The organism is Gemmobacter sp. 24YEA27, assembly GCF_030052995.1.
Taxonomy (GTDB): Bacteria; Pseudomonadota; Alphaproteobacteria; order Rhodobacterales; family Rhodobacteraceae; genus Pseudogemmobacter.
Map to the genome: position 1 here is coordinate 2,402,993 of NZ_JASJPW010000001.1, position 22,955 is coordinate 2,425,947.

The following is a 22,955-nucleotide window of genomic DNA, read 5'->3' on the forward strand; positions in this document are numbered from 1 at the left end:
GCAAAGGTGCTCCTTCGAGCAGTCGCATTATCTGAAGCGGCGAGCGACACTCATGCTCAATCTACCCCGGGTGACTTCTTCCATCGAAGATGAGGCGGATGAGGCCCGTGTCATCTTGCCGCTTCTGCGCAGAACCATCGACGCGCTTTTACCTGTGCCACCCATTGGCTGCCGTGTCATAGCGGGCCTGCTCCTGCGATAAGAACGGCGCTTTGCGCTGAAAGGATCACCGCGCGCCAGTCGGGTAACCGGGGCATGATCGGGGAGGCGGTGCCGGATGCCGGTGTCGGGGCTACGCGGCGGCGCAGGCGGCACATCTCGCCAACCGCCTGACCTGAGCCTGCCATTCCGCGAAACAGGCATCCGGGCTAGTTTCCTGCCTGATCTTTCGGCGGTGCCGGAGGACAAGACGCGGCTGCAGGGCAATCCGGGCCAGAGCGCGGATGTCCGCGACGGGGTGGCGGCGTTTCAGGAAAAACGCCCGGCGCGCTTTACCGGAGCATGAGCCCCACTTTCCTTTGATACATTCCCATGCTAGCAGCGCGCCCACACACGGGCCGCACCTATGGCCCCCCAGAATTTGGAGAGCCCCATGGCCCTTGAGCGCACCTTCTCGATCATCAAACCCGATGCCACCAAACGCAACCTCACCGGCAAGATCGTCGCGAAATTCGAAGAGGCCGGCCTGCGCGTCGTCGCGTCGAAGCGCGTGCAGCTGACCGCCGCCCAGGCTGGCGAATTCTACGGCGAGCACAAAGAGCGCCCCTTCTACGGCGAACTCGTCTCCTTCATGATCTCGGAGCCGGTGGTTCTGCAGGTGCTGGAAGGCGAAGGCGCGATTGCGAAGAACCGCGAAGTGATGGGCGCAACCGATCCGGCCGCTGCGGCTGACGGCACCATCCGCAAGGAATTCGCGCTGTCGAAAGGCGAGAACTCGGTTCACGGCTCGGACAGCCCGGAATCGGCTGCCCGCGAGATCGCCTTCTTCTTCTCGGGTCTTGAACTGGTCGGCTGAGCCGCCGGTGGAACAGGAGCCGAAATCTTAATTAAGATTTCGGCACAAATTCCTGCTCAGGAATTTGAGCGCGCCTCTGGTTCAGGGGCGCGCCTTTTTTGCTCAGGCGCCACAGTCTTTGCCGGTTGGCCTCTCTGAGGCGAGGCCCGCGAGGATGGGACAATCGGGCCGGTGATCCCCGGCGCAGGCGCTGACAAGGTCTGTAAGCGTTGCCTGCATCGCCTTCAGCTCTTTGATTTTCGCCGCGATCTGCGCGAGATGGCTTTGCGCCAGCGCTTTCACATCGGCGCTCGCCCGCGACTGATCCTCATATAGCGCCATCAGCGCCCGGCATTCTTCGATGGTGAAGCCAAGCGAGCGGGAGCGGCCGAGAAAGGCGAGCTTGTGCAGGTCGCTTTCGCGAAACGCGCGATAGCCATTGGCGGCGCGAAGCGGGCGGATCAGGCCGATTTCCTCGTAATAGCGGATGGTTTTTGCGGGCAGGCCGGCGCGCGCGGCCACGTCTTTGATGTTCATTCCACAGCCCTCACAAAGCGCAGCCGCAGCGCATTGGTCAAAACAAAGACCGACGACAGAGCCATTGCCCCCGCCGCGAGCATCGGCGAAAGCTGCGGGCCGCCGAAGGGCACCAGCACCCCCGCCGCCACCGGGATCAGCGCGGTATTGTACCCGAAAGCCCAGATCAGGTTCTCGCGGATATTCTTCATCACCGCGCGGCTGAGCCGGAGCGCCGAGGCCACCGCCAGCGGATCGCCCCGCATCAGCACGACATCGCCCGCCTCGATCGCCACATCGCTGCCCGATCCCATCGAGATCCCGACCCCGGCCGCCGCCAGCGCCGGCGCGTCATTGATGCCGTCGCCGACAAAAGCGCCGCCGATCCGGCTGACGATCGCTTGCTTGCCTTCCGGCAATACGCCGGCATGGACCTCTTCGATGCCGAGCCGGACGGCGACATGGCGCGCGGCCGCTTCGGTATCGCCCGAGATCATCGCAGGCGTCACGCCCATCTCTTTCAGCGCTGCGATGGCGCGGGCCGAGCTGGGTTTCAGCTGATCCGCCACCCGGATCAGACCGGCCACCGCGCCGTCTTTTGCGACAAAGACCAGGCTTTCGCCGCGTGCGGCGGCCGCGTCGGCACTGGCCAACAGCGCCTCGGGTATATGGTCGAACATCCGTGCGGCACCGACGGCGATGCGGCTGTCCCCGACAAGCGCCTCGGCGCCGTAGCCGGGGCGGGTGGAGAAGTCGCGCGCTTCCGGAATGGCGGCCCCGGCGGCGGCGAGGATCGCACTGGCCAGGGGATGTTCCGAGCCGCGCTCGACCGCCGCCGCGAGGGGCAGGAGGGTCGCGTCGCCCTCGATCCCGACCACACGCGGGCGGCCTTCGGTCAGCGTCCCGGTCTTGTCAAAGCTGATCCGGCTTTGATCGGAAAGCCGTTGCAGCGCCTCGCCACGCCGGAACAACACGCCCATCTGTGCCGCACGACCCGTGCCGACCAGGATCGAAACCGGGGTTGCGAGGCCCATCGCACAGGGGCAGGCGATGATCAGAACCGAAACGCCCGCCACCAGCGCCCGGGCCACATCGCCGGTCAGCGCAAGCCAAAGCCCAACCGTCACAGCGGCCACCGCCAGCACCGCCGGCACGAACCACATGGTCACGCGGTCGATCAGCGCCTCGACCGGCAGTTTCGAGCCCTGGGCTTCTTCGACCATGGCGGTGATGCGGGCCAGCACCGTATCTGCCCCCACCGCTGAGACCTCGATCACCAGCGCACCATTGCCGTTGACGGTGCCGCCGGTCACACGGTCGTCTGCCATTTTGGCCACCGGCAGCGGCTCGCCGGTGAGCATGCTTTCATCCACGGCAGACATGCCCGAGATCACCCGCCCGTCGACCGGCACCCGTTCGCCGGCGCGCAGCGCAACCCGCATCCCGGGGGTGAGATCCGCGACCGCAATATCGGTCCCGTCTTCAAGCCGCGCGGTTTTGGGCTGCAGGCCGATCAGGCCGGCAATCGCGGCACCGGCACGACCACGCGCCCGCGCTTCCATCGCGCGCCCGGCAAGGATCAGCGCCACGATCACGGCGGCGGCTTCGAAATAAACGGCGCGGGCGCTTTCGGGAAACAGCCCGGGCAGGGCCAGAACCAGCACCGAATAGGACCAGGCCGCCAGGGTGCCAAGCGCCACGAGGCTGTTCATATCGGGGGCTGCCCGCAACAGCGCCGGGATGCCTTTGACGAAAAACCGCCTGCCGGGGAAGGCCAGCACAAGGCTCGCCAGCACGAATTGCATCAGCCAGATCCAGGTCGTGCCAAAGGACATATGCAGCCAGTGATGGAAGGACGGAATCATATGGCCGCCCATCTCGGTCACAAAGACGGGCAGGGTGAGCCCCACCGCAATCAGCGTATCGCGCCACAGGATCCGTTCGTCCCGTCCCGGATCCGCCGGGGCCGCCGTTTCCAGCGGAACTGTCTTATAGCCCGATTTCGTGACTGCGCGCGCAAGGGTTGCCGGGTCGGTTGCCTGCCAAAGCGCGACCGTCGCGCGCCGTGTCGCCAGATTGGCTGTGGCCGAGATCACGCCAGGCTGCGCCTTCAGCACCCGCTCTACACGGCCGGTGCAGGAGGCGCAGGTCATGCCCTCGACCGAAAGCTCGACCGTCACAGGTTTGACCGGATAGCCGATTTTCGCGACGCTTGCGGCAAGGGCCTCCGGATCGGCCGGGGCGTGATAGCGCACCTGCGCCTCGCCGGTGGCGAAATTGGCGCTGGCCTCTTCGACGCCAGGCACGGCTTTCAGCGCGCGCTCGACCCGGCCTGTACAGGAGGCGCAGGTCATGCCCTCGAGCTGCAGGCGCGCGAGACGGGTCGCGTCGGCTTCGGTATGGCGCGGGGGTGTCAGAGTACTGGTCATGGATTGATCCCTTTCGGGTAAGACATATGGGGCTTCCTGTCACAGGAAGGTCAAGGCCCCTGGCCAGGAAAATGTCATGCGGCTTTTGCATGGCCGGTTTGTGCCATCCCGGGGCTTGACCTTACCCCTGCCGGAAGGCGCATATCACCGTGAAAGACAGGAGATCCCCATGATCAGACTTTCGGTTCCCGTTATGAATTGCGGCCATTGCAAAGCCTCGGTGGAGGCTGCGCTGAAGCCGATTGCGCAAAGCGTTGTGGTTGATCTGGCCCTGCGCGAGGTGACGGTTGCGGGCGCGGATGCCGGTGCGGCGGTGGCGGCGCTGGATGAGGCGGGCTTTCCGGCGACAGTGCTCGCCTGAGGCCGGTCTGACCCGGTTGGCGCCATTAAGGATGTACCAGCCGCGAGCATTCGCGGCATTTCGCCCACTTTCGGCGCGCTGACTGTTGCGAATGCCGCACATGTGAACATTTACGAGGGATTGGTGCCGAATCACCCACTTGTATCGTGTTTCGCGAAAGCGCAAATGAGGCATCAGAGCAGCCTCGCTGCTTTGTACCTCGTGGAGCAGTAGAATGGCGACGAAACAACAACCTCAGCAGGGTGGAAGCCAATCCCCCGCACCCCAGCAGCAGCAGCAGCAGGGCAGCAGCCCGCAGCAGCAGGGCGGGAAAACGATATTCACGGACTGGGCCTCGATCTGACCCCATCCGGATGCTCGGTGGGATGACCTTTGGTCGGAACGCCGGAACAGAGTTCAGGGTCGGCCCCGGGGGCCGGCCTTTTTGCGTTTTATTGATGCGTTGCCACCGCGTGTATTCCGGGCGCGCGGTTCGGGCAGAGCGGTTTGAGCCTGGCCGGGATCAGAGGCGGGGCTTGCAGCCCGCCGTCGGGGCTGCGAAACTTGCACCATGACACAGCCAGAGCCTGAACAGTCCGGTCCTGAACAGGGCGCCGTCGGGGACGCCGTCTCGTCGATTCCTAATCTTGGGCCGGCGACCGAGGCCGCTTTCGCGCGCGCCGGGATTCACAGCGCCAGCGAATTGCGGGCGCTTGGGGCGGATGAAGGCTATCGTCGCCTTCTGCTTTCAGGCAGCAAACCGCATTTCATCGGCTATTATGTCATCGTGATGGGCATGCAGGGGCGGCCCTGGAATGATTGCAAGGGCGATGAGAAAAAGGCGCTGCGCAAACGGTTTGATGCGGTCTGCAAAGAGACGCGCAATTCCGACAGCGGTCGGAATCTTGCGCTGGATCAGGCGCTGCGCGAAATCGGCGTGGTCTCCAAAGCGGGCTGAGCGAAGCCCCTTGCGCCGTGCTTGGGCCGTGTTGCTTCAGGCGACGCGCAACTGGCGGGCGAGGGCGTCATTGCCATCCACAAGATCACTGAGCCGCGTGGCATCGAGCTTTGCGTAAAACGCATCCAGCGCCGCGTTGAGCACACAGGTCAATCGGCAGGTTCCGGCCAGCGGGCAGTCGCCCTTTTGCGGACCAATGCAATCGCTGAAGGCCAGTACGCGTTCGAATTTGCGAAACACGTCGCCGACCGTGACCTCTTCGGGCGGGCGCGCCAGGGTCAGACCGCCCGAACGCCCCCGAATGGTTTTCAGGAACCCTTGTTGCGCCAGCAGATAAATGACCTGGGCGAGATGGTTCTCCGAGGCATTGCAGGCCTGGGCTATCTCGGTTCGCCGGACAATCCGGCCGGGGTTCACGGCACAAAACATCAGGGTCTTCATAGCGAGGCTCGTACGCGTGGTCACATGCATTCCCGGGTCTCCTGGATGACGAATACCCATGTTTTCCGGGCCTGGACCCGGATCGCGCCATGACATAGATCAGATATGCCTTTTTCAGAGGCATTTTTCCGCGCCGGAGCCGGAGCGAACTGGCTCAATATGCAGATGCAGCATTGCGCTTGAACTGCGCCGCCTGTTCATATGGGCCGTAACCGTTAGCGAGACAGGTGTTCCCAGGTGACCGACTCCAGCCATTCTTTCAGCGAGCTTCTGCCCGGCGACCTCTCGACCGACATTTTGCGGCATCTGACATTCACCCTGGGCAAAGATGGGGCCAATGCGAGCCTTTATGACTGGCGGATGGCGCTGTCCTATGCGGTCAGGGACCGGATCGTTGAGCCCTGGTTCAGATCGACCCGCAAGACCTGGGCCACAGGGCATAAGCGTGTCTGCTACCTGTCGATGGAGTTTCTGATCGGGCGGCTGCTGGAAGATGCGATCACCAATCTAGGGCTTTATGACAAGGCCGATCAGGCGATGGCGGCGGTGGGGATGGATCTGCGCGCCCTGATCGGGAACGAGCCAGATGCGGCGCTTGGGAATGGCGGGCTCGGGCGGCTTGCGGCATGTTTCATGGAATCGATGGCGACAGTGGGCTGCCCGGCTGACGGCTATGGCATCCGCTATGAACACGGTCTTTTCCGCCAGCTGTTCGAGGGGGGGCGCCAGGTCGAGACGCCGGAAGACTGGCTGAGCCAGGCCCATCCCTGGGAATTCCCGCGCCCCGAAAGCGCCTATCTGATCGGATTCAAGGGCGAGATCACCAGGAAAGACGGCAAACAGGTCTGGATCCCCGGTGAGACGGTTCTGGCCGAGGCGCATGATACGCCGGTGATCGGCTGGCAGGGCAAATGGGCCAATACGCTGCGCCTTTGGGCGGCGAAACCGACCACGCAATTTGACCTGGAACGGTTCAATCGCGGTGATTACGCCGCCGCCGCCGAGCCCGAGGCCCTGGCGCGCACGCTTTCGCGCGTGCTTTACCCCGATGACACCACCTATCAGGGCAAGGAACTCAGGCTGAAGCAGGAATTCCTGCTGACCTCTGCCGCGCTCCAGGACATCATCCGCCGCTTCCTTACTGCAAACAGCAATCTGCGCGATCTGCCGAAACATGTGGCGATCCAGATGAATGACACCCATCCCGCGATTGCGGGGCCAGAGCTGATCCGGCTTTTGACCGACGAGCACGGGATGGAGTTCGCCGATGCGCTGGAAACGGCGCAAGGCTGCCTTGGCTATACAAACCACACGCTGCTCCCCGAAGCGCTGGAACGCTGGGCGACATTCACCTTCGGAAATGTGCTGCCGCGCCATATGCAGATTGTCGAACGTATCGATACCTGGCACCGCGAGACCTATAATCCGCCGCATTATATTGGCATTGTGAAGCACCACGAAGTCCGGATGGGAGAGCTGGCTTTCATCACCTCGCATAAGGTGAACGGGGTATCGGCGCTGCATTCGGAACTGGTGAAAAAGAACCTCTTCCCCGAGCTGAACATGTTGCATCCGGGGCGGATCATCAATGAAACCAATGGTGTAACGCCGCGCCGTTGGCTGAAGATGTGCAACCGCCCGCTGGCCGGCCTGATCACCGACACCATCGGCGAGGGCTGGGAGGATGATCTCGACCGGCTGAAAGGCCTTGAGCCGCATGTCGAAGACGCCGGGTTCCGCGAGGCTTTCCATGCCGCGAAGCGTGAGAACAAGATCCGCGTCTCGAACCGGATCGGCGAGGCTTACGGGATCAAAGTCTCGCCGGATGCGATGTTCGATGTCCAGGTGAAGCGGATCCATGAATATAAGCGACAACTGCTGAACATCCTGGAAACCATCGCGCATTGGAACAAGCTCCGGACCGGGCAGATCGCCAATCCCGTGCCGCGGGTCAAGATCTTCGGCGGCAAGGCCGCGCCCGGCTATGCGGTGGCGAAAGAGATCATCCGGCTTATCAATGACGCCGCAGAAGTCATTAATAATGATCCAAAAACCGGTGATCTTCTGAAAGTGGTCTATCCGCCGAATTACAATGTCTCGATGGCGGAATGGCTGGTACCCGCGGCTGATCTGTCGGAACAGATCTCGACCGCCGGCAAAGAGGCCTCTGGCACCGGTAATATGAAATTCATGATGAACGGCGCGCCGACCATCGGCACGCTGGACGGTGCCAATGTCGAGATATTGCAGGAGGTGGGCGCTGAGAACTTCTTCCTCTTCGGCCTGACCGCCGAAGAGGTGATCGAACGGCGCAAAGAGGCGGACCATGAACGCCGCGCCATCGAGGCAAGCCAGGAATTGCAGGACGCGCTGCAGATGATCGCAGAGGGGCGTTTCTCGCCCGATCAGCCCGACCGCTATCACGGTATTGTCCATGGCGTCTGGCATCATGACTATTTCCTCGTCTCGTCGGATTTCGCCTCTTATCACGCGGCGCAATCCCGGGTGGATGCGGCCTTTGCTGACCCGGAGCGCTGGACCCGCATGGCTGCCTTAAATACGGCACGCAGTGGATTCTTCTCGTCAGACCGGACAATCCGTGGCTACATGAAAGATGTGTGGAATGTGACTTCGGCATTGTAAGCCGGTTGAAGGGAAGGCCCAGCGATGGGAACAGAGGCCGGATTGCCCGATGATGTGGATGCCCGTGCGATAGCCGAGGGCCGTCACGGCGATCCTTTTTCCGTTCTCGGGCTGCATGATTATGCGGGCCGCTGGGTCCTCACCGCGTTCATGCCCGATGCAGCGCGTCTGATCGTGGTGACACCGGGGGGCGAGTATCGGGCCAAAGCCTGGCCTGGCGTTCCAGGGGTCTTCACCTGCGACTTGCCGGGCTGGTCGGGTTATCGCCTGCGGGCCGAGGGTGCGGGCTGGTTCTGGGAATATGACGACCCCTATGCCTTCGGGCCGGTTCTGGGCGAGATTGACGAATATCTCCTGGGCGAAGGCAGCCATCAGCGGCTCTGGCAGGCGCTTGGCGGTCATCTGATCCCCATGAGGGCGTTGAGGGCGCGCATTTCGCAGTCTGGGCGCCCTCGGCCGAACGGGTCTCGGTTGTGGGCGCCTTCAACACCTGGGACGGCCGCCGGCATGTGATGCGGCAGCGCGGCCAGACCGGCATCTGGGAGATTTTCATCCCCGGCCTGAAGGAGCGCGAGAGCTATAAATACGAGATCCGGGGCCAGGACGGCCAGATCCTGCCGCTGAAATCCGACCCGGTAGGGTTTGGCTCTGAACATCCGCCGGCGAATGCCAGCGTCTTGCGGCGCCTGCCGGGCGCGCATGAAGAGGGCGCCTGGCCTGAGATCCGGGCAAAGCGGAATTCCGTCGATGCGCCGATTTCGATCTATGAGGTTCATGCAGCCTCATGGCGACGGGCAGAGGGCGGTCGGATCCTGTCCTGGGCGGAACTTTCCGAACAGTTGCTCGGTTATGTCGAGTGGATGGGCTATACCCATATCGAGCTTTTGCCGGTTTCCGAATATCCGTTCGACGGATCCTGGGGCTATCAGCCGATCGGGCTTTTCGCGCCAACCGTGCGCCATGGCACGCCCGACGAATTCCGCGCTTTCATCGCCGCCGCGCATCGGCGCGGCATCGGAGTGATCCTCGACTGGGTGCCCGGCCATTTCCCGACCGATCCTCATGGGTTGGGCCAGTTCGACGGCACCGCACTTTATGAACACCAGGACCCGATGGAAGGCTTTCACCAGGACTGGAACACGCTGATCTATAATTACGGAAGGGCCGAGGTCTCTAACTACCTGATCTCGAACGCGCTTTACTGGCTGGAGGTCTACGGCGCCGACGGGCTGCGGGTCGATGCCGTGGCCTCGATGCTCTATCGCGACTATTCGCGCGAGGCCGGGCAGTGGGTCCCGAACAAGGATGGCGGGCGCGAGAATTATGAGGCCATTGCGATGCTGCGCGCCATGAACTCCGCCGTCTATGCCCATTGCCCCTGGGCAATGACCTCCGCCGAGGAATCGACCAGCTTTCCCGGCGTGTCGCGGGCTGTGGATCAGGGCGGTCTGGGGTTCGGCTTCAAATGGAACATGGGCTGGATGAATGACAGCCTGGATTACATGCAGCTCGACCCGGTTTACCGGCAATATAACCACACTAAGATGACCTTTGCGTCATCCTATGCCTTCAGCGAAAATTTCGTGCTGCCGATCAGCCATGACGAGGTGGTGCATGGCAAAGGTTCGATGATCGGCAAGATGCCGGGGGAAGGTGAACAACAGTTCGCCAATCTCAGGGCATTTTACGGATTCATGTGGGGGCATCCGGGCAAAAAACTGTTGTTCATGGGCCAGGATTTTGCGCAAGGCCGCGAATGGAACCATGATCGTGGCCTTGACTGGGATCAGGAGGCGATCCCGGCCCATCGCGGCGTGCAGCTTTGGTTGCGCGACCTGAACCTCCTCTATCGCGATGCGCCGGCGCTTTACCGGCATGACACGCGGCCCGAGGGGTTCCGCTGGCTTTTGGCTGATGAGGCGGAGGCATCGGTCTTTGCCTGGGCCCGCTTTGGTGATGCCGGGGATGCGCCGGTCGTGGTCGTCTGTAACATGACCCCGGTCGGGCGCCAGATCAGGCTGGGCCTGCCTGGCGACGGCTTCTGGCGCGAAAGGCTCAACAGTGATGCGGCGGCCTATGGCGGCCAGGATCGCGGCAATCTCGGCGGTGTGGTCACTGAGGAAATCCCGGCTCAGGGCGAACCGGTTTCGGCCATGGTGACCCTGCCGCCACTGTCATCTGTGTTTTTGGAACGAGTGATCGCGTAACGGCCCGGTCTGACAAACCGCGATTTCCGGGGAGGGGAATATGAAGCCAAGAGTGAACAAGAGACTGTCGGCCCAGGCCATGGCTTTCGTGCTTGCAGGGGGGCGGGGGTCGCGGCTGAAAGAGCTGACCGACCGGCGGGCGAAACCGGCGGTCTATTTTGGCGGCAAGCAGCGGATTATCGATTTCGCGCTGTCGAATGCGCTGAATTCCGGCATCCGCAAAATGGCGATTGCCACCCAATACAAGGCCCATAGCCTGATCCGGCATGTCCAGCGCGGCTGGAGTTTTTTCCGCGCCGAGCGCAATGAATATCTTGACGTTCTTCCTGCCAGCCAGCGGATGGATGAGGTGAACTGGTATCGCGGCACCGCCGATGCGGTGGCGCAGAATATCGACATCATCGACAGCTATAATGTGCAGTATGTGGTGATCCTTGCCGGGGATCACATCTACAAAATGGATTACGAGATCATGCTGCAACAGCATGTCGATACCGGTGCCGATGTGACGATTGGCTGTCTGACCGTGCCGCGCGAAGAGGCCTCGGCCTTTGGCGTGATGGCGGTTGATGGTCAGATGCGGATCACCGATTTTCTGGAAAAGCCCGCCGATCCGCCGGGGATCCCCGGGGATGAGGCACATGCGCTTGCCTCAATGGGGATCTATGTTTTCGACTGGACCTTCCTGCGCGATCTTTTGATGCGCGATGTGGTCGACAGTAATTCCAGCCATGATTTCGGCAATGATCTGATCCCGGCGATTGTCAGGGGCGGCAAAGCCATCGCGCATCGCTTTGCCGACAGCTGTGTGACGACCGGCATCGAAGATGAGCCTTACTGGCGCGATGTCGGCACGCTGGATGCCTATTGGCAGGCCAATATCGACCTGACCGAATTCGTGCCCAAGCTGGATCTTTATGACCGCGACTGGCCGATCTGGACCTATGCCGAGATCGTGCCGCCGGCGAAATTCATCCATGACGAGGATGGGCGGCGCGGTCAGGCTATCTCGTCGCTGGTTTCAGGGGATTGCATCGTCTCGGGGTCTGAGGTCAGGAATTCATTGCTGTTCACCGGTTGCCGGGCGCATAGTTTTTCGGTGCTGGAACATGTGGTTGCACTTCCGAGGGTGGATATCGGCAGGAAGGCGGAACTCAGAAATTGCGTGATTGATTCCGGGGTGATGATCCCGGAGGGGTTGATTGTGGGGCATGATCCCGAGGAGGACGCGCGCTGGTTCCGCCGCAGTGAAGGCGGTGTGGTCCTGGTGACGCAAGAGATGCTTGACCGGCGCGCGCGCGGGATGTGAGCGGTGGAGCCGGGGGTTTCACACCCCCGGACCCCCGTAGGATATTTAAGGACAGATGAAAAGGAAACCACAGATGGGCGGTCGGGTTTTGTCAGTGGCGTCGGAGGCGGTGCCTCTGGTCAAAACCGGCGGGCTTGCCGATGTGGTGGGGGCGCTGCCGGAGGCGCTTGCTCCTGCGGGCTGGGACATGCGGGTGATGTTGCCGGCCTATCGGGCGTTGCGCGGGCTTTTGGCCAAAGGCAACGGCTTTCGCGAGGTGATGCGCGAAGAGGCGCTTTTTGGCGGCGAGGCCCGGGTTTTTGCCGGTGAGGCGGGCGGGCTTTCGCTGTTCTTACTGGATGCGCCGCATCTTTTTGACCGCGAAGGCGGGCCTTACCATGGCCCGGGCGGTGACTGGGGCGATAATCCGCAACGCTTTGCGACTTTGTCTTTTATGGCGGCGCGGGTGGCGCGCGAGGGGGTTCATCTGGCCCGTGGCAAGGCCTGGAAGCCGGATGTCCTGCACGCCCATGACTGGCAGGCGGGGCTTGCGCCGGCCTATCTGGCCTATCACGGATCGGGCGGCTGCGCCTCGGTGATCACGGTGCATAATATCGCCTTTCAGGGCCATGCACCGGCGCGTCTTCTGGGCGAATTGCGGCTGCCGGCGGCGGAGTTCCATGCCGATGCGCTGGAATATTACGGCGGCCTGTCCTTGCTGAAGGCAGGGCTGATCACGGCAGACCGGATCACGACGGTCTCGCCAAATTACGCGGCCGAGCTGATGCGGCCGGAATTCGGGCTGGGATTGCAAGGCGTGCTGGCGGCCCGCAGCGCCGTGGTCTCGGGGATCTTAAACGGGATCGATACCGAAATCTGGTCGCCGGAGGCCGAAGCCGTGAACGCCTATTCGGCGACATCCCTGTCCGGTAAGGCAAAGGCACGGGCGGCGTTGCAGGCCGAATTCGGGCTTTCGGTGCCCGGGCCGCTTGCGGTGCTGGTCTCGCGGCTGACCGATCAGAAGGGGGTCGATCTGCTGCCGGCCGCCTTGCCGGATTTCATCGAAGGCGGCGGCGGGCTTGCGGTGCTTGGCTCGGGCGATGCCGAAGCGGAGGCGCAGATGCTCTCGCTTGCGGCGCGCTGGCCGGGCCGGGTGTCGGTCAGGATCGGTTATGACGAGGCCCTGTCGCACCGGATGTTTCAGGGCGGCGACGCAGTTCTGGTGCCCTCCCGGTTCGAGCCTTGCGGGCTGACGCAGATGTATGGGCTGCGCTATGGCACGATCCCGGTCGTGGCCGCGGTGGGTGGGCTGGCCGATACCGTGATCCCTGCCTCGCCTGCGGCGCTGAATGCGGGCGTGGCGACCGGCATCACCTTCTGGCCGACCGATGTGCTGGCGCTGACCCAGGCCCTCCGGCGGCTGAACGCGCTATATGCGGATCAGAAAACCTGGGCCCAACTGCGTCGCAACGCGATGGGTCAGGAAAACGGCTGGGCCGGATCTGCGAGCGCCTATGCCGCGCTTTATGAGGGGATGCTGCGGTGACGGACTTCGTCACTGGCGCCGGGCAGCCCTTTCCGATGGGGGCAAGCCTGACCGCAACCGGGGTCAATTTCGCGACCTTTTCCGCCAATGCGACGGCGATTGACCTCTGTTTGTTCTCGCCTGACGGCAGCCGCGAAATCGCGCGTCTGCCCTTTGTCGAACGCAATGGTGATATCTGGCATCTCCATATCGAGGGGCTGGGCGAGGGTGCGCTTTATGGCTTTCGCGTCCATGGTCCCTGGGCGCCGGAGGAAGGGCATCGCTTTAACCCCAATAAACTGCTGATCGACCCCTGGGCGCGGGGGCTGCATGGCCGTTTCCAATGGGATGATGCGGTGTTCGGCTATGTGACCGGCGATCCGGCGGGGGATCTCAGTTTTGACACCCGCGACAGCGCGGCGTTCATCCCGAAATCGGTGGTGACCGCGCCGCTGCCGGTGGCGGATCATCCCCGGCCCGGTCACAGTCTGGCCGACAGCGTCATCTGCGAGGCGCATCTGCGTGGCGCGACCATGCTGCATCCGGGTGTGGACGAGGCGCTGCGCGGCACCTGCGGGGGGTTCGCCTCTGACATGGTGATCGGCCATCTGAGCCGCGCGGGTGTGACAGATGTCGAATTCCTGCCCGTCCATGCCATCGCTGATGAGCGGTTCCTGGTCGCGAAAGGGCTGCGCAATTACTGGGGCTATAACACGCTGAACTGGTTTGTGCCCGAGCCGCGTTATACCGGCCCGGGGGGGATGGAGGCCTGGCGCGAGATGGTCACCCATCTGCACCGTGCCGGGATCGGAGTGATCCTCGATGTCGTCTATAACCATTCGGCGGAAAGCGACGAGCATGGCCCGCATCTGTCGCTGCGCGGTCTCGACAATGCGAGCTTTTACCGGCTCGCGGGCGGACGCCATTATGCCAATGACGCAGGGACCGGGAACACGCTCGATCTGACGCATCCGATGGTGTTGCGGCTGGTGATGGACAGCTTGCGCTACTGGGTCGAGACCGGGCTGGTCGACGGGTTCCGCTTTGACCTTGCAACCGTGCTGGCGCGCGAGCCGGGGGGCTTTGATCCTGGTGCGGGTTTTCTGGATGCGCTGCGCCAGGATCCGGTTTTGTCAAAGGTTCGGCTGATCGCAGAGCCATGGGATATCGGGCCCGGAGGCTATCAGCTGGGGGGCTTTCCGCCGCCCTTCAGCGAATGGAATGACCGCTACCGCGACGGGGTGCGCCGCTTCTGGCGCGGCGAGCCTGGGCGGGCCGCCGACCTGGCCGGTGCGCTGCTGGGATCGGCGGGGGTGTTCGATCATTCAGCAAGGCAGGCAACGGCTTCGGTCAATTTCCTCACAAGCCATGATGGCTTCACGCTGCAAGACCTTGTCAGTTATAGTGAAAAACACAATGAGGCCAATGGCGAGGGCAATCGCGACGGCCATTCCGACAACCATTCCGACAATTTGGGTGTCGAGGGGCCGAGTAATGACCCGGTGATCCGGGCCGCGCGGGATTTGCGCAAACGCAACCTTCTGGCGACGCTGTTCCTGTCGCAAGGCGTTCCGATGTGGCTGATGGGCGATGAGATCGGTCATAGCCAGGGCGGCAATAACAACGCCTATGCCCAGGACAATGCCATCACCTGGGCAGACTGGAGCAAGGCGGATCAGGCGCTGACCGCCTTTGTCAGTCGCTTCGCCGCACTGCGCCGCGCGCATCCCGAACTGCGCCAGCATCGCTTCCTCCATGGCAAGATCCGCGCCGATGGGTTTCGCGACGTGATCTGGCGCCGTGCCGATGGGCAGGAGCCGTCGGCCGGGGATTGGCAGGATCCCGAATTTCTCTGTCTTTGCCTTGAGTTGCGCATGACAGCGGAGGGTGGAGAGCCGGGTTCCGGGCCGCTTTTTCTGGTCTTCAACCCGGGCGGGACCTTGCCGCTGAGATTGCCCGAAACGCAGCAGGGCTGGCAGCTGGTGCTTGACACCACGCGCCCGGATCTTACAGCTGGTGCGGTACCGGATACGGTGCCGGCGAATGCGGTTCTGGTAATGATTCCAGGCTCTTCCGTCTGAAAGCGCCCGTATTCCCCGAGGAGAGAACGGATGAAACTGACCGTTGCGACCACGCCCATTGCAGGCCAGAAGCCCGGCACCAGCGGGTTGCGCAAAAAGACCCGTGTTTTCATGGGCCCGCATTACCTGGAGAATTTCATTCAGGCGCTGTTCGACGTGGTCGGTGCCGAGGGCAAGACCTTTGTGCTTGGCGGCGACGGGCGCTATTTCAACGACCGTGCGGCTCAGGTCATCTTGCGGATGGCCGCCGCGAATGGCGCGGCCAAAGTGATCGTCGGGCAGGGTGCGCTCTTGTCAACTCCGGCCGCCAGCCATTTGATCCGGCTGTACAAAACAGATGGCGGCATCATTATGTCCGCCAGCCATAATCCTGGTGGCCCCGATGAGGATTTCGGCGTTAAATTCAACATGTCCAATGGCGGCCCCGCGCCGGAATCCGTGACTGAAGCCATGTTCGCGCGCAGCGGTGCCCTCGGCGCCTACCATATTTTCGAGGCAACCGATGTCGATCTGTCATCGCCCGGGGTGCGGCAGCTTGGCGAGATGATCGTCGAAGTGGTCGATCCGGTCGCCGATTATGCCGATCTGATGGAGACGCTGTTTGATTTCGACGCGATCCGGGCGCTGTTCGGCGCGGGTTTCAGGATGCGAATGGATTCCATGTGTGCGATCACCGGCCCCTATGCCGTTGAGATCCTTGAGAAACGGCTTGGTGCCGCCGCCGGAACCGTGGTCAATGCGACGCCTTTGCCGGATTTTGGCGGCATGCATCCTGACCCGAACCCGACCTGGGCCTCGGATCTGATGGATGAGATGATGGGCGTGGAGGCGCCCGATTTCGGCGCCGCCTCGGATGGCGATGGCGATCGCAATATGGTGGTCGGGCGCGGGATCTATGTCTCGCCCTCGGACAGTCTGGCGGTGCTGGCGGCCAACGCGCATCTGGCAAAGGGTTATAAGGCGGGCCTGAAGGGCGTTGCGCGCTCGATGCCGACCTCGGGCGCGGTGGACCGCGTTGCGAAACATCTGGGCATAGAAGCCTATGAGACCCCCACAGGCTGGAAATTCTTTGGAAATCTGCTGGATGCGGGCCGTGTTACACTCTGCGGCGAGGAGAGTTTCGGTACCGGATCCGACCATGTGCGCGAGAAGGACGGGCTTTGGGCGGTGCTCATGTGGCTGAACATCCTGGCCGTCCGCAAGGAAAGTGTGGCCGGGATTCTGGAGGCGCATTTCGCGCAGTTCGGCCGCAACTACTATTCCCGCCATGACTTCGAGGCCGTGGATTCCACCCGTGCCGACCAGATGTTCCTGACGCTGCGTGAAAAGCTGGAAACTCTTCCTGGTCAGGTATTTGCAGGTCTTTCTGTAACTGCGGCAGATGATTTTGCCTATCATGATCCGGTTGATGGCTCGCTGTCGCAAAAGCAGGGCATCCGGGTGCAGTTCGGCGATGGCACCAGGGCAGTCTACCGGCTTTCCGGCACCGGAACCGAGGGGGCAACGCTGCGGCTTTACCTTGAAGCCTTTGAATGCGGGCCCGAAGGGCTTGACAAGGATCCGCAGGAGGCGCTGGAAAACGTGATCCGCGCCGCACATGAAATCGCCAATATTCAGGGCTTTACCGGGCGAACCTCGCCTGATGTGATCACCTGATGGCGATCCCCGCCCGGCAGTTCTGCCCGGGCGGGCCTTGTTGCCGGACGATGTCGCGGATGGCCTGATCCGGCCAACTATGGTGCGGGCTTTGCATCCGGCGCCTGGAGGGCCTATATGCGATCCTTGTTACCGCTGTCAGCACGGGTTGAGCCGTTCGGAGGAATGTTATGGGCGAGGCGAGGAAGATGCAGGGAAGCTGGACGAAAACCGACTGGCGCGCTTTGCCCAGGATCCAGATGCCCGATTACCCGGATCAGACCGCGCTGAACGCCGCCGAGGCGCAGCTGTCGAAATACCCGCCGCTGGTCTTCGCGGGCGAGGCGCGGCGGCTGAAAAAGCAACTGGCGCTGGCAGCCGAGGGCAAGGCGTTCCTGCTGCAAGGCGGCGACTGCGCCGAGAGCTTTGCGGAATTCAGCGCCGATAACATCCGTGACACCTTCCGCGTCATGCTGCAAATGGCGGTGGTGCTGACCTGGGGCGCGAAAGTGCCGGTGATCAAGGTTGGCCGGATGGCGGGGCAATTCGCCAAGCCGCGTTCGGCGCCGACCGAGGTGATCAACGGGGTCGAGCTGCCATCCTATAAGGGTGACATCATCAACGGCTTTGATGCAACCGTTGACGCCAGGACGCCGGACCCGAACCGGATGTTGCAGGCCTATACCCAGGCGGCGGCGTCTTTGAACCTGCTTCGTGCCTTCTCGACCGGCGGCTTTGCCGATATCCACCGCGTGCATTCCTGGACTTTGGGATTTGCCGAACATGACAAGGCCGAGCAATATCGCGCCATGGCTGCGCGCATCTCTGACGCGCTTGATTTCATGAATGCCGCCGGCGTCAATTCGGAAACCGCGCATCAGCTCTCGGCGGTGGATTTCTACACCAGCCATGAGGCGCTGCTGCTGGAATATGAAGAGGCGCTTTGCCGCATCGATTCCATCTCGGGCCAGCCGGTGGCGGGGTCGGGCCATATGATCTGGATCGGCGATCGCACCCGGCAGCCGGATGGCGCGCATGTCGAATTCTGCCGTGGAGTGCTGAATCCGATCGGGCTGAAATGCGGGCCTTCTACCACGGCAGAAGATCTCAAAGTGCTGATGGCAAAGCTGAACCCGGAAAACGAGCCGGGCCGCCTGACCCTCATCGCGCGCTTTGGCGCCGGCAAAGTCGGCGACCACCTGCCGCGTCTGATCAAAGCCGTGCAGGGGGAAGGCGCCAATGTCGTCTGGTCCTGCGACCCGATGCACGGCAATACGATCAAAGCAGCGTCGGGCTACAAGACCCGGCCCTTTGAGTCGGTCCTGCGCGAGGTGCGTGAGTTCTTCGCGATCCACAAGGCCGAGGGCACGGTCCCGGCGGGCGTCCATTTCGAGATGACCGGCCAGGATGTCACCGAATGCACCGGCGGCCTGCGCGCGGTCTCGGATGAGAATCTGGCGGATCGCTATCACACGGCCTGCGACCCGCGTCTCAATGCCTCGCAATCGCTGGAGCTGGCCTTCCTCGTCGCTGAAGAGCTGACGCGGCAGCGCGAAGAGACCCGGCGGATCGCGCTCTGAGCCCAGGACTGAAAAGGCCCGCCACTCCGGCGGGCCTTTTGCTTTTGCGGGTCAGTTACGGACCAGTTCGACGATTTCAACCCGGCGGTTTCGCGCACGCCCCTCATCGGTGCGATTGGTGGCGACCGGGGCCACCATTCCGGCACCTGCCGGCGTCATGCGCTCGCTGGCGATGCCAAGGGCGGCGAGGGCATCAACCACCGACTGCGCCCGGCGTTGCGACAGCGAGAGGTTGTAGTCAAACGCCCCCTGGCCATCGGTATGGCCGACGATCAGCACCGAGAGCGCAGGTTCTGCCGCGAGCATGGCGGCAAGCTGATCGATCTGCGCTTTCGATTCCGGCAGGATACTGGCCTGATCAAAGTCGAACAGGATGCCGTAGATCGCGATCTTGCCATCGCGCGCCATGGTCTCCTGGATTTCAGAGGCCTCTACCACCACCATCTTATCTTCCATCGGGGCCAGCTCCGTTATGGCCATATAGACAAAGGGCCGGTTCTCCGGCTCGAAGCTGGTGACATAGAGCGCGAGATAGGCGTCTCCTTCGGGGCGGCTGATTTTGGCGGCAATATAGTGCCGCTCGTTATCGTAAAGCAGCCCGTCAAACCGTGCGCCGGGATTGATCAGCTGCCGGAACCTGGGGCCACAGTCTTTCTTGCTGCAGGTGAACAGGGTCTCGAAGCCGGCTTTGGTCAGCGCCGCCTCATAATTGCGAAACACCTCAAGCGACGAGCGTTTTTCGGGGCCACGGTAGAGGATCTCGGTGAACCTCCCTTCCAGCTCCAGGGTCTTTTCCGGCTCTGGCTCGCCATCCGTTGCAAGACCCACCGGGCCCAGCAGCAGCGTATAGGCGTCATAGGCGCTGGTTTCCCAGAATTTGATCACCGCGCCTTCATAGCGCGGGATCAGCGGGAAATCAGAGGATCCGGGCGCATCGGCGTCCTGCGCCAGGGCAGCGAGGGCAAAGAGGGGCGCGAAGATCAGCCCGGCAATGAGGGGTCGGAGAGAATGCATAGCGGTTACTCCCGGCAGAGGCCTGCAAAATCGGCGTGAAAACGGCAGTCATTGCTGCTTTCAGGCTAAAACCGGGGCGAGACAGCCGTCAAGATGTGGCTGAGCTTTGGGAAAAGCAAAACGGCCACCCGATGGCGGGTGGCCGTTGCGATTCGAAAAGCGCGGCGGTGAGCCGGGCGTATCTCAGGGCGCTTCGACAGCAGCAGCCGGTGCGGTGAGCGGGGCCGCAGCCGCCGGGGCTGCAGCGGCGCGACCGGTCGAGAGCGGATCTTCCTGGCGCTGAACCGACCCTTCGAAATGGGCGCCCGATTCGATAGCAATGGTCTTGTGGATGATGTCGCCTTCGACACGGGCGGTCGAGGTCAGGCGGACCTTGAGGCCGCGCACGCGACCGATCACGCGGCCATTCACCACGATATCGTCCGCCACGATTTCGCCGCGGATGGTGGCGCTTTCGCCGACCGTCAGCAGATGGGCGCGGATATCGCCTTCAACGGTGCCTTCGACCTGGATGTCACCCGAGGTGCGCAGGTTGCCCACAACGGTAAGGTCCGACGAGAGGACCGAGGCCACAGCCTTGCCCTTGGGCGCCGAGGGGGTGAAATCCATGGAAGGTTTCGACACGGGGGCCTCCGGCGCCTTGGGTTTGTCAGCTTCGGGCTTCGCGCCCGTTTCGTTGATGCGGCTCTTAGAAAACATTTCTCGCTGCCCTTATGAAGGTCATCGGGTTCACGGCAGTGCCCCCTATGCGGACTTCGTAGTGAAGATGAGTGCCGGTGGACCGGCCTGAATTGCCCATATCACCGATCTGGTCGCCGCGCGACACCTTTTGTCCAACCTGCACACGGATCTGTGATAAATGGGCGTAGCGGGTTTCGATGCCAAAGGCATGCCGGATCTTGATCAGGCGCCCGTAACCGTTCTGCCAGCCGGCATGAATGACGGTGCCTTCGGCAGTGGCATAAATGGGCGTGCCATAGGGGCCGGCGATATCGGTACCTTCGTGCATCCGCCCGCCGCGCCCGAACGGGTCTTCGCGGCGGCCAAAGCTCGAGGTCCAGCGCACATTGCCCGAGGTGATCGGGGTGGCAAAGGGCGCCTTCCAGGCCGCGAGACGGTAGAGATCCATTTCTTCCATATCTTTCAGGATCGCATTGGCGCGCTTCTCACCATCGCTCAGCGGCCCGCCCATGGTTGAGGCGCTGATCGGCGAGAGCGGTCCGCCCTGGCCGGAATAGCCCTTTCTGACCGTGGCGATCATGTCATCGGGGTTCATGCCGGCGGCCCGGAACATCTTTTCCAGCGGCTCGACCGAGACCGTCACCGCATCTTCCAGCTTGGTAAAGATCGCGTCATGGCGCAGCTCAAGCGCGCGGCGGTCTTCCAGGGCCAGCGCAAGCTCTTCGCGCGCGGTATCGGCCTCGGCCAGGCGGGTATCGCGTTCGCGGGCGGTGGCCTCCAGCTTCGTGGTCAGGAAATCCAGCGTCTCGCCGGTGTCGCGGATGCGGCCGATCTCGGTGGTGGCGCCACCTTGTTCTCCCAGCATCCCGGTCAGTTTCAAAACCTCGGCCCGTGCTTCGTCGCGTTCGCGGATCACGCCGCGCAGGCTGTTTTGCACGACATCAATGCCGGTCTCCAGCTCGCGGCGGCGATCTTCCGAGGCCAGAAGCATCTCCTGCATTCTGGAAACCTGTTCCAGGGCCGAGTTGAACCGCTCCTGCGCCTGGGCGGCATCGGTCACCCGCAGATCGCGGTCTGCCGAGAGGATGGCAAGCCGTTCCTCGAAGATCATCCCCTGGCGCTGGCTTTGTTCGCGCGAAGAACCGGCGCCGATGGATTGCATCATGAAAATCGAGGTCGCGACGATGGTCCAGGCAATGGCGAGGGCGCCGAAGACCACGACAAAGGCCTGGGTCGCCGGCCTGAGCCGCAGATAATGCGTGCCGTGATCGGATTTCAGATAGAGCCGCTGTTCGGGAAACACCGATTCAAGCGCCGTATTGATCCGGATGGCCAGTCTTGCGAGCACGCGGCATTCCATCTTTAAGAGCGCCCGTTCCGCCTTTTATCCCGGCTTCAAAAAGCGGGACCCGGAGGGGCTGGTGTCAGTCTGACCCGGTTTCCGCGTTACTGGCGCGAAAGACGGGCGAGGTGTGGTCATGCGGATCGGAAGCTCCGCTCCGCCCTGGGGCAGCGGCGGACGATCGGGGAAAAACAACACCATCCGAAAAAAAACATCCGGGCACATTGGCGCGTGAGTCGCACCACAGCGCCTCGGGTCAGACGTGATTAGCGGCGCAAGGGCCGGCTCGCAATATTTCCGCCATGTGTCCGCGCCGCAGCGGCTGAGCCTCGCCTGTTCCCGGCGGAAACTTGCCGATCAGAACCGGAAAACCAAAGGGGTTTCCAGGGCGTGTGGAGGCTGGTTCACAGGGTTACCCGGTTGGCTGCCCGCCGCCTCAGTCCATGTCGGCCGGATCATCCTCCGTCAGCGGCCAGTAGAAATCGGGCGGCAGCCCGGCTTCGGCCCGTTTTTCCTCGTTGAAAGGTGGCTTCAGCTGGCCGTGGAAATAACGCCGCACCAGGGCGTGGAACACGTCTTTCGGATCGGCCCCGTCGCGACCGCAGAGCCAGTTGAACCATTTCGAGCCATAGGCGACGTGGCCAACTTCCTCGGCATAGATCACCCTGAGCGCTTCCAGCGCGCCGGTTTTCTCGCCCTGATCCCGGGCGCGCTGAAACACCGCTATCATGCCGGGTGTCACATCCAGACCCCGCGCCTCCAGCACCATCGGCACCACGGCGAGACGCCCGAGAAAGTCATCCGCGGTGTCTTCGGCGGCACGCCACATGCCGGCATGGGCGGCCATGGCGCCGTAAAAGCTGCCCATCTCCTCAAGCACATCCGACAAAAGGGTAAAGTGCTTCGCTTCCTCATCCGCGGCTTTCACCCAGTCATCATAGAAGCCGGGCGGCATCGGATGGGCGGCGAAGCGGGCGATGATATCCCAGTGCAGATCGACCGCATTCAGCTCGATATGGGCCAGCGCGTGAAGCAGCGCGGCACGCCCTTCCGGGCTCCCCGTGCGGCGGCGCGGCACATCGCGTGGGGCGAGCAGATCGGGCTTTTCCGGCCGGGCCGGTCGCAAGGGCGGTTCGGCCCGGCCAATATCCGGCACCTGGCCCGCCGCGCGGGCGGCAAACCAGGTTGCGGCATGGCGCCGGCTGATCGCCGCTTTGGCGCGCCCCTCTGCCGTGGTCAGAACCTCGACCGCCATTTCCGACAGCGTCAGTGCCATCCCCG

At 62.8% G+C, this 22,955-nt stretch carries 18 protein-coding genes and 1 pseudogene; 12 read left to right on the plus strand and 7 right to left on the minus strand.

What is annotated here, in order from left to right:
• Nucleotides 1-277: 277 nt before the first annotated feature.
• A complete protein-coding gene (locus QNO18_RS11995; RefSeq protein ID WP_283177836.1) occupies nt 278-505 on the plus strand; it encodes a hypothetical protein in 228 nt (75 codons plus the stop codon).
• 87 nt (nt 506-592) lie between these two features.
• A complete protein-coding gene (gene ndk / locus QNO18_RS12000; RefSeq protein WP_283177837.1) occupies nt 593-1,015 on the plus strand; it encodes a nucleoside-diphosphate kinase in 423 nt (140 codons plus the stop codon).
• A gap of 102 nt (nt 1,016-1,117) precedes the next feature.
• On the opposite strand, the gene cueR is transcribed toward ndk, so the two are convergent.
• The gene (gene cueR / locus QNO18_RS12005) at nt 1,118-1,531 is read right to left on the minus strand and encodes a Cu(I)-responsive transcriptional regulator (RefSeq protein ID WP_283177838.1); all 414 of its coding nucleotides are present in this window, start codon (nt 1,529-1,531) and stop codon (nt 1,118-1,120) included.
• A complete protein-coding gene (locus tag QNO18_RS12010) occupies nt 1,528-3,939 on the minus strand; it encodes a heavy metal translocating P-type ATPase (RefSeq protein WP_283177839.1) in 2,412 nt (803 codons plus the stop codon). Before QNO18_RS12010 ends, cueR begins: the two co-directional genes overlap by 4 nt.
• 169 nt (nt 3,940-4,108) lie before the next feature.
• On the opposite strand from QNO18_RS12010, the gene QNO18_RS12015 reads away from it, so the two are divergent.
• The 3 genes from QNO18_RS12015 to QNO18_RS12025 all read left to right on the plus strand — a co-directional run bounded on the left by QNO18_RS12015 (nt 4,109) and on the right by QNO18_RS12025 (nt 5,237).
• Entirely contained in the window at nt 4,109-4,300 is a 192-nt protein-coding gene (locus QNO18_RS12015; protein ID WP_283177840.1) for a cation transporter, read from the plus strand.
• A 214-nt stretch (nt 4,301-4,514) separates the two neighbouring features.
• Nucleotides 4,515-4,643, plus strand: a complete 129-nt coding sequence (locus QNO18_RS12020; RefSeq protein ID WP_283177841.1) for a hypothetical protein — start codon at nt 4,515-4,517, stop codon at nt 4,641-4,643.
• Nucleotides 4,644-4,850: 207 nt separating this feature from the next.
• Nucleotides 4,851-5,237, plus strand: a complete 387-nt coding sequence (locus QNO18_RS12025) for a TfoX/Sxy family protein (protein WP_283177842.1) — start codon at nt 4,851-4,853, stop codon at nt 5,235-5,237.
• A gap of 36 nt (nt 5,238-5,273) precedes the next feature.
• On the opposite strand, the gene QNO18_RS12030 is transcribed toward QNO18_RS12025, so the two are convergent.
• The gene (locus QNO18_RS12030; protein WP_283177843.1) at nt 5,274-5,708 is read right to left on the minus strand and encodes an Rrf2 family transcriptional regulator; all 435 of its coding nucleotides are present in this window, start codon (nt 5,706-5,708) and stop codon (nt 5,274-5,276) included.
• A gap of 207 nt (nt 5,709-5,915) precedes the next feature.
• Between QNO18_RS12030 and QNO18_RS12035 the strand changes: the two genes are divergently transcribed.
• The 7 genes and pseudogenes from QNO18_RS12035 (at nt 5,916) to QNO18_RS12065 (ending at nt 18,637) form a co-directional block, all read left to right on the plus strand.
• The gene (locus tag QNO18_RS12035; protein WP_283177844.1) at nt 5,916-8,321 is read left to right on the plus strand and encodes a glycogen/starch/alpha-glucan phosphorylase; all 2,406 of its coding nucleotides are present in this window, start codon (nt 5,916-5,918) and stop codon (nt 8,319-8,321) included.
• 24 nt (nt 8,322-8,345) lie between these two features.
• A pseudogene (glgB, locus tag QNO18_RS12040) lies at nt 8,346-10,528 on the plus strand (1,4-alpha-glucan branching protein GlgB).
• Between the two features lie 40 nt (nt 10,529-10,568).
• Entirely contained in the window at nt 10,569-11,837 is a 1,269-nt protein-coding gene (gene glgC / locus QNO18_RS12045; RefSeq protein WP_283177845.1) for a glucose-1-phosphate adenylyltransferase, read from the plus strand.
• Nucleotides 11,838-11,892: 55 nt separating this feature from the next.
• Nucleotides 11,893-13,362 carry a glycogen synthase GlgA gene (glgA, locus tag QNO18_RS12050; RefSeq protein WP_283177846.1) on the plus strand — a complete coding sequence of 490 codons (1,470 nt, stop codon included), beginning with the start codon at nt 11,893-11,895 and terminating at the stop codon, nt 13,360-13,362.
• A complete protein-coding gene (gene glgX / locus QNO18_RS12055; RefSeq protein WP_283177847.1) occupies nt 13,359-15,422 on the plus strand; it encodes a glycogen debranching protein GlgX in 2,064 nt (687 codons plus the stop codon). The genes glgA and glgX overlap by 4 nt, the downstream gene beginning before the upstream one ends.
• Nucleotides 15,423-15,452: 30 nt before the next feature.
• The gene (locus QNO18_RS12060) at nt 15,453-17,078 is read left to right on the plus strand and encodes an alpha-D-glucose phosphate-specific phosphoglucomutase (RefSeq protein WP_283177848.1); all 1,626 of its coding nucleotides are present in this window, start codon (nt 15,453-15,455) and stop codon (nt 17,076-17,078) included.
• A 188-nt stretch (nt 17,079-17,266) separates the two neighbouring features.
• Nucleotides 17,267-18,637, plus strand: a complete 1,371-nt coding sequence (locus QNO18_RS12065; protein ID WP_283177849.1) for a class II 3-deoxy-7-phosphoheptulonate synthase — start codon at nt 17,267-17,269, stop codon at nt 18,635-18,637.
• A gap of 51 nt (nt 18,638-18,688) precedes the next feature.
• Here the strand turns inward: QNO18_RS12065 and QNO18_RS12070 are convergent, their stop codons facing one another.
• The 4 genes from QNO18_RS12070 to QNO18_RS12085 all read right to left on the minus strand — a co-directional run bounded on the left by QNO18_RS12070 (nt 18,689) and on the right by QNO18_RS12085 (nt 22,950).
• Nucleotides 18,689-19,651: an OmpA family protein gene (locus tag QNO18_RS12070; RefSeq protein ID WP_283177850.1), complete on the minus strand. Its 963-nt coding sequence runs from the start codon at nt 19,649-19,651 to the stop codon at nt 18,689-18,691.
• 183 nt (nt 19,652-19,834) lie between these two features.
• Nucleotides 19,835-20,350, minus strand: coding sequence for a polymer-forming cytoskeletal protein (locus tag QNO18_RS12075; RefSeq protein ID WP_283177851.1), 516 nt, complete (start codon nt 20,348-20,350; stop codon nt 19,835-19,837).
• The gene (locus QNO18_RS12080; RefSeq protein ID WP_283177852.1) at nt 20,340-21,680 is read right to left on the minus strand and encodes a M23 family metallopeptidase; all 1,341 of its coding nucleotides are present in this window, start codon (nt 21,678-21,680) and stop codon (nt 20,340-20,342) included. The genes QNO18_RS12075 and QNO18_RS12080 overlap by 11 nt, the downstream gene beginning before the upstream one ends.
• Before the next feature lie 430 nt (nt 21,681-22,110).
• Nucleotides 22,111-22,950 carry a ferritin-like domain-containing protein gene (locus QNO18_RS12085; RefSeq protein ID WP_283177853.1) on the minus strand — a complete coding sequence of 280 codons (840 nt, stop codon included), beginning with the start codon at nt 22,948-22,950 and terminating at the stop codon, nt 22,111-22,113.
• Nucleotides 22,951-22,955: the final 5 nt, after the last annotated feature.

What these genes read in the sequence shown, in the direction of transcription:
- QNO18_RS12010 (WP_283177839.1), bottom strand. Translation starts at nt 3,939, where the DNA reads ATGACCAGTACTCTGACACCCCCGCGCCATACCGAAGCCGACGCGACC.
- QNO18_RS12075 (WP_283177851.1), bottom strand. Translation starts at nt 20,350, where the DNA reads ATGTTTTCTAAGAGCCGCATCAACGAAACGGGCGCGAAGCCCGAAGCT.
- ndk (WP_283177837.1), top strand. Translation starts at nt 593, where the DNA reads ATGGCCCTTGAGCGCACCTTCTCGATCATCAAACCCGATGCCACCAAA.
- QNO18_RS12070 (WP_283177850.1), bottom strand. Translation starts at nt 19,651, where the DNA reads ATGCATTCTCTCCGACCCCTCATTGCCGGGCTGATCTTCGCGCCCCTC.
- QNO18_RS12025 (WP_283177842.1), top strand. Translation starts at nt 4,851, where the DNA reads ATGACACAGCCAGAGCCTGAACAGTCCGGTCCTGAACAGGGCGCCGTC.
- QNO18_RS12015 (WP_283177840.1), top strand. Translation starts at nt 4,109, where the DNA reads ATGATCAGACTTTCGGTTCCCGTTATGAATTGCGGCCATTGCAAAGCC.
- QNO18_RS12020 (WP_283177841.1), top strand. Translation starts at nt 4,515, where the DNA reads ATGGCGACGAAACAACAACCTCAGCAGGGTGGAAGCCAATCCCCCGCA.
- QNO18_RS12065 (WP_283177849.1), top strand. Translation starts at nt 17,267, where the DNA reads ATGCAGGGAAGCTGGACGAAAACCGACTGGCGCGCTTTGCCCAGGATC.
- cueR (WP_283177838.1), bottom strand. Translation starts at nt 1,531, where the DNA reads ATGAACATCAAAGACGTGGCCGCGCGCGCCGGCCTGCCCGCAAAAACC.
- glgC (WP_283177845.1), top strand. Translation starts at nt 10,569, where the DNA reads ATGAAGCCAAGAGTGAACAAGAGACTGTCGGCCCAGGCCATGGCTTTC.
- QNO18_RS12030 (WP_283177843.1), bottom strand. Translation starts at nt 5,708, where the DNA reads ATGCATGTGACCACGCGTACGAGCCTCGCTATGAAGACCCTGATGTTT.
- QNO18_RS12060 (WP_283177848.1), top strand. Translation starts at nt 15,453, where the DNA reads ATGAAACTGACCGTTGCGACCACGCCCATTGCAGGCCAGAAGCCCGGC.
- glgA (WP_283177846.1), top strand. Translation starts at nt 11,893, where the DNA reads ATGAAAAGGAAACCACAGATGGGCGGTCGGGTTTTGTCAGTGGCGTCG.
- QNO18_RS12085 (WP_283177853.1), bottom strand. Translation starts at nt 22,950, where the DNA reads ATGGCACTGACGCTGTCGGAAATGGCGGTCGAGGTTCTGACCACGGCA.
- QNO18_RS11995 (WP_283177836.1), top strand. Translation starts at nt 278, where the DNA reads ATGCCGGTGTCGGGGCTACGCGGCGGCGCAGGCGGCACATCTCGCCAA.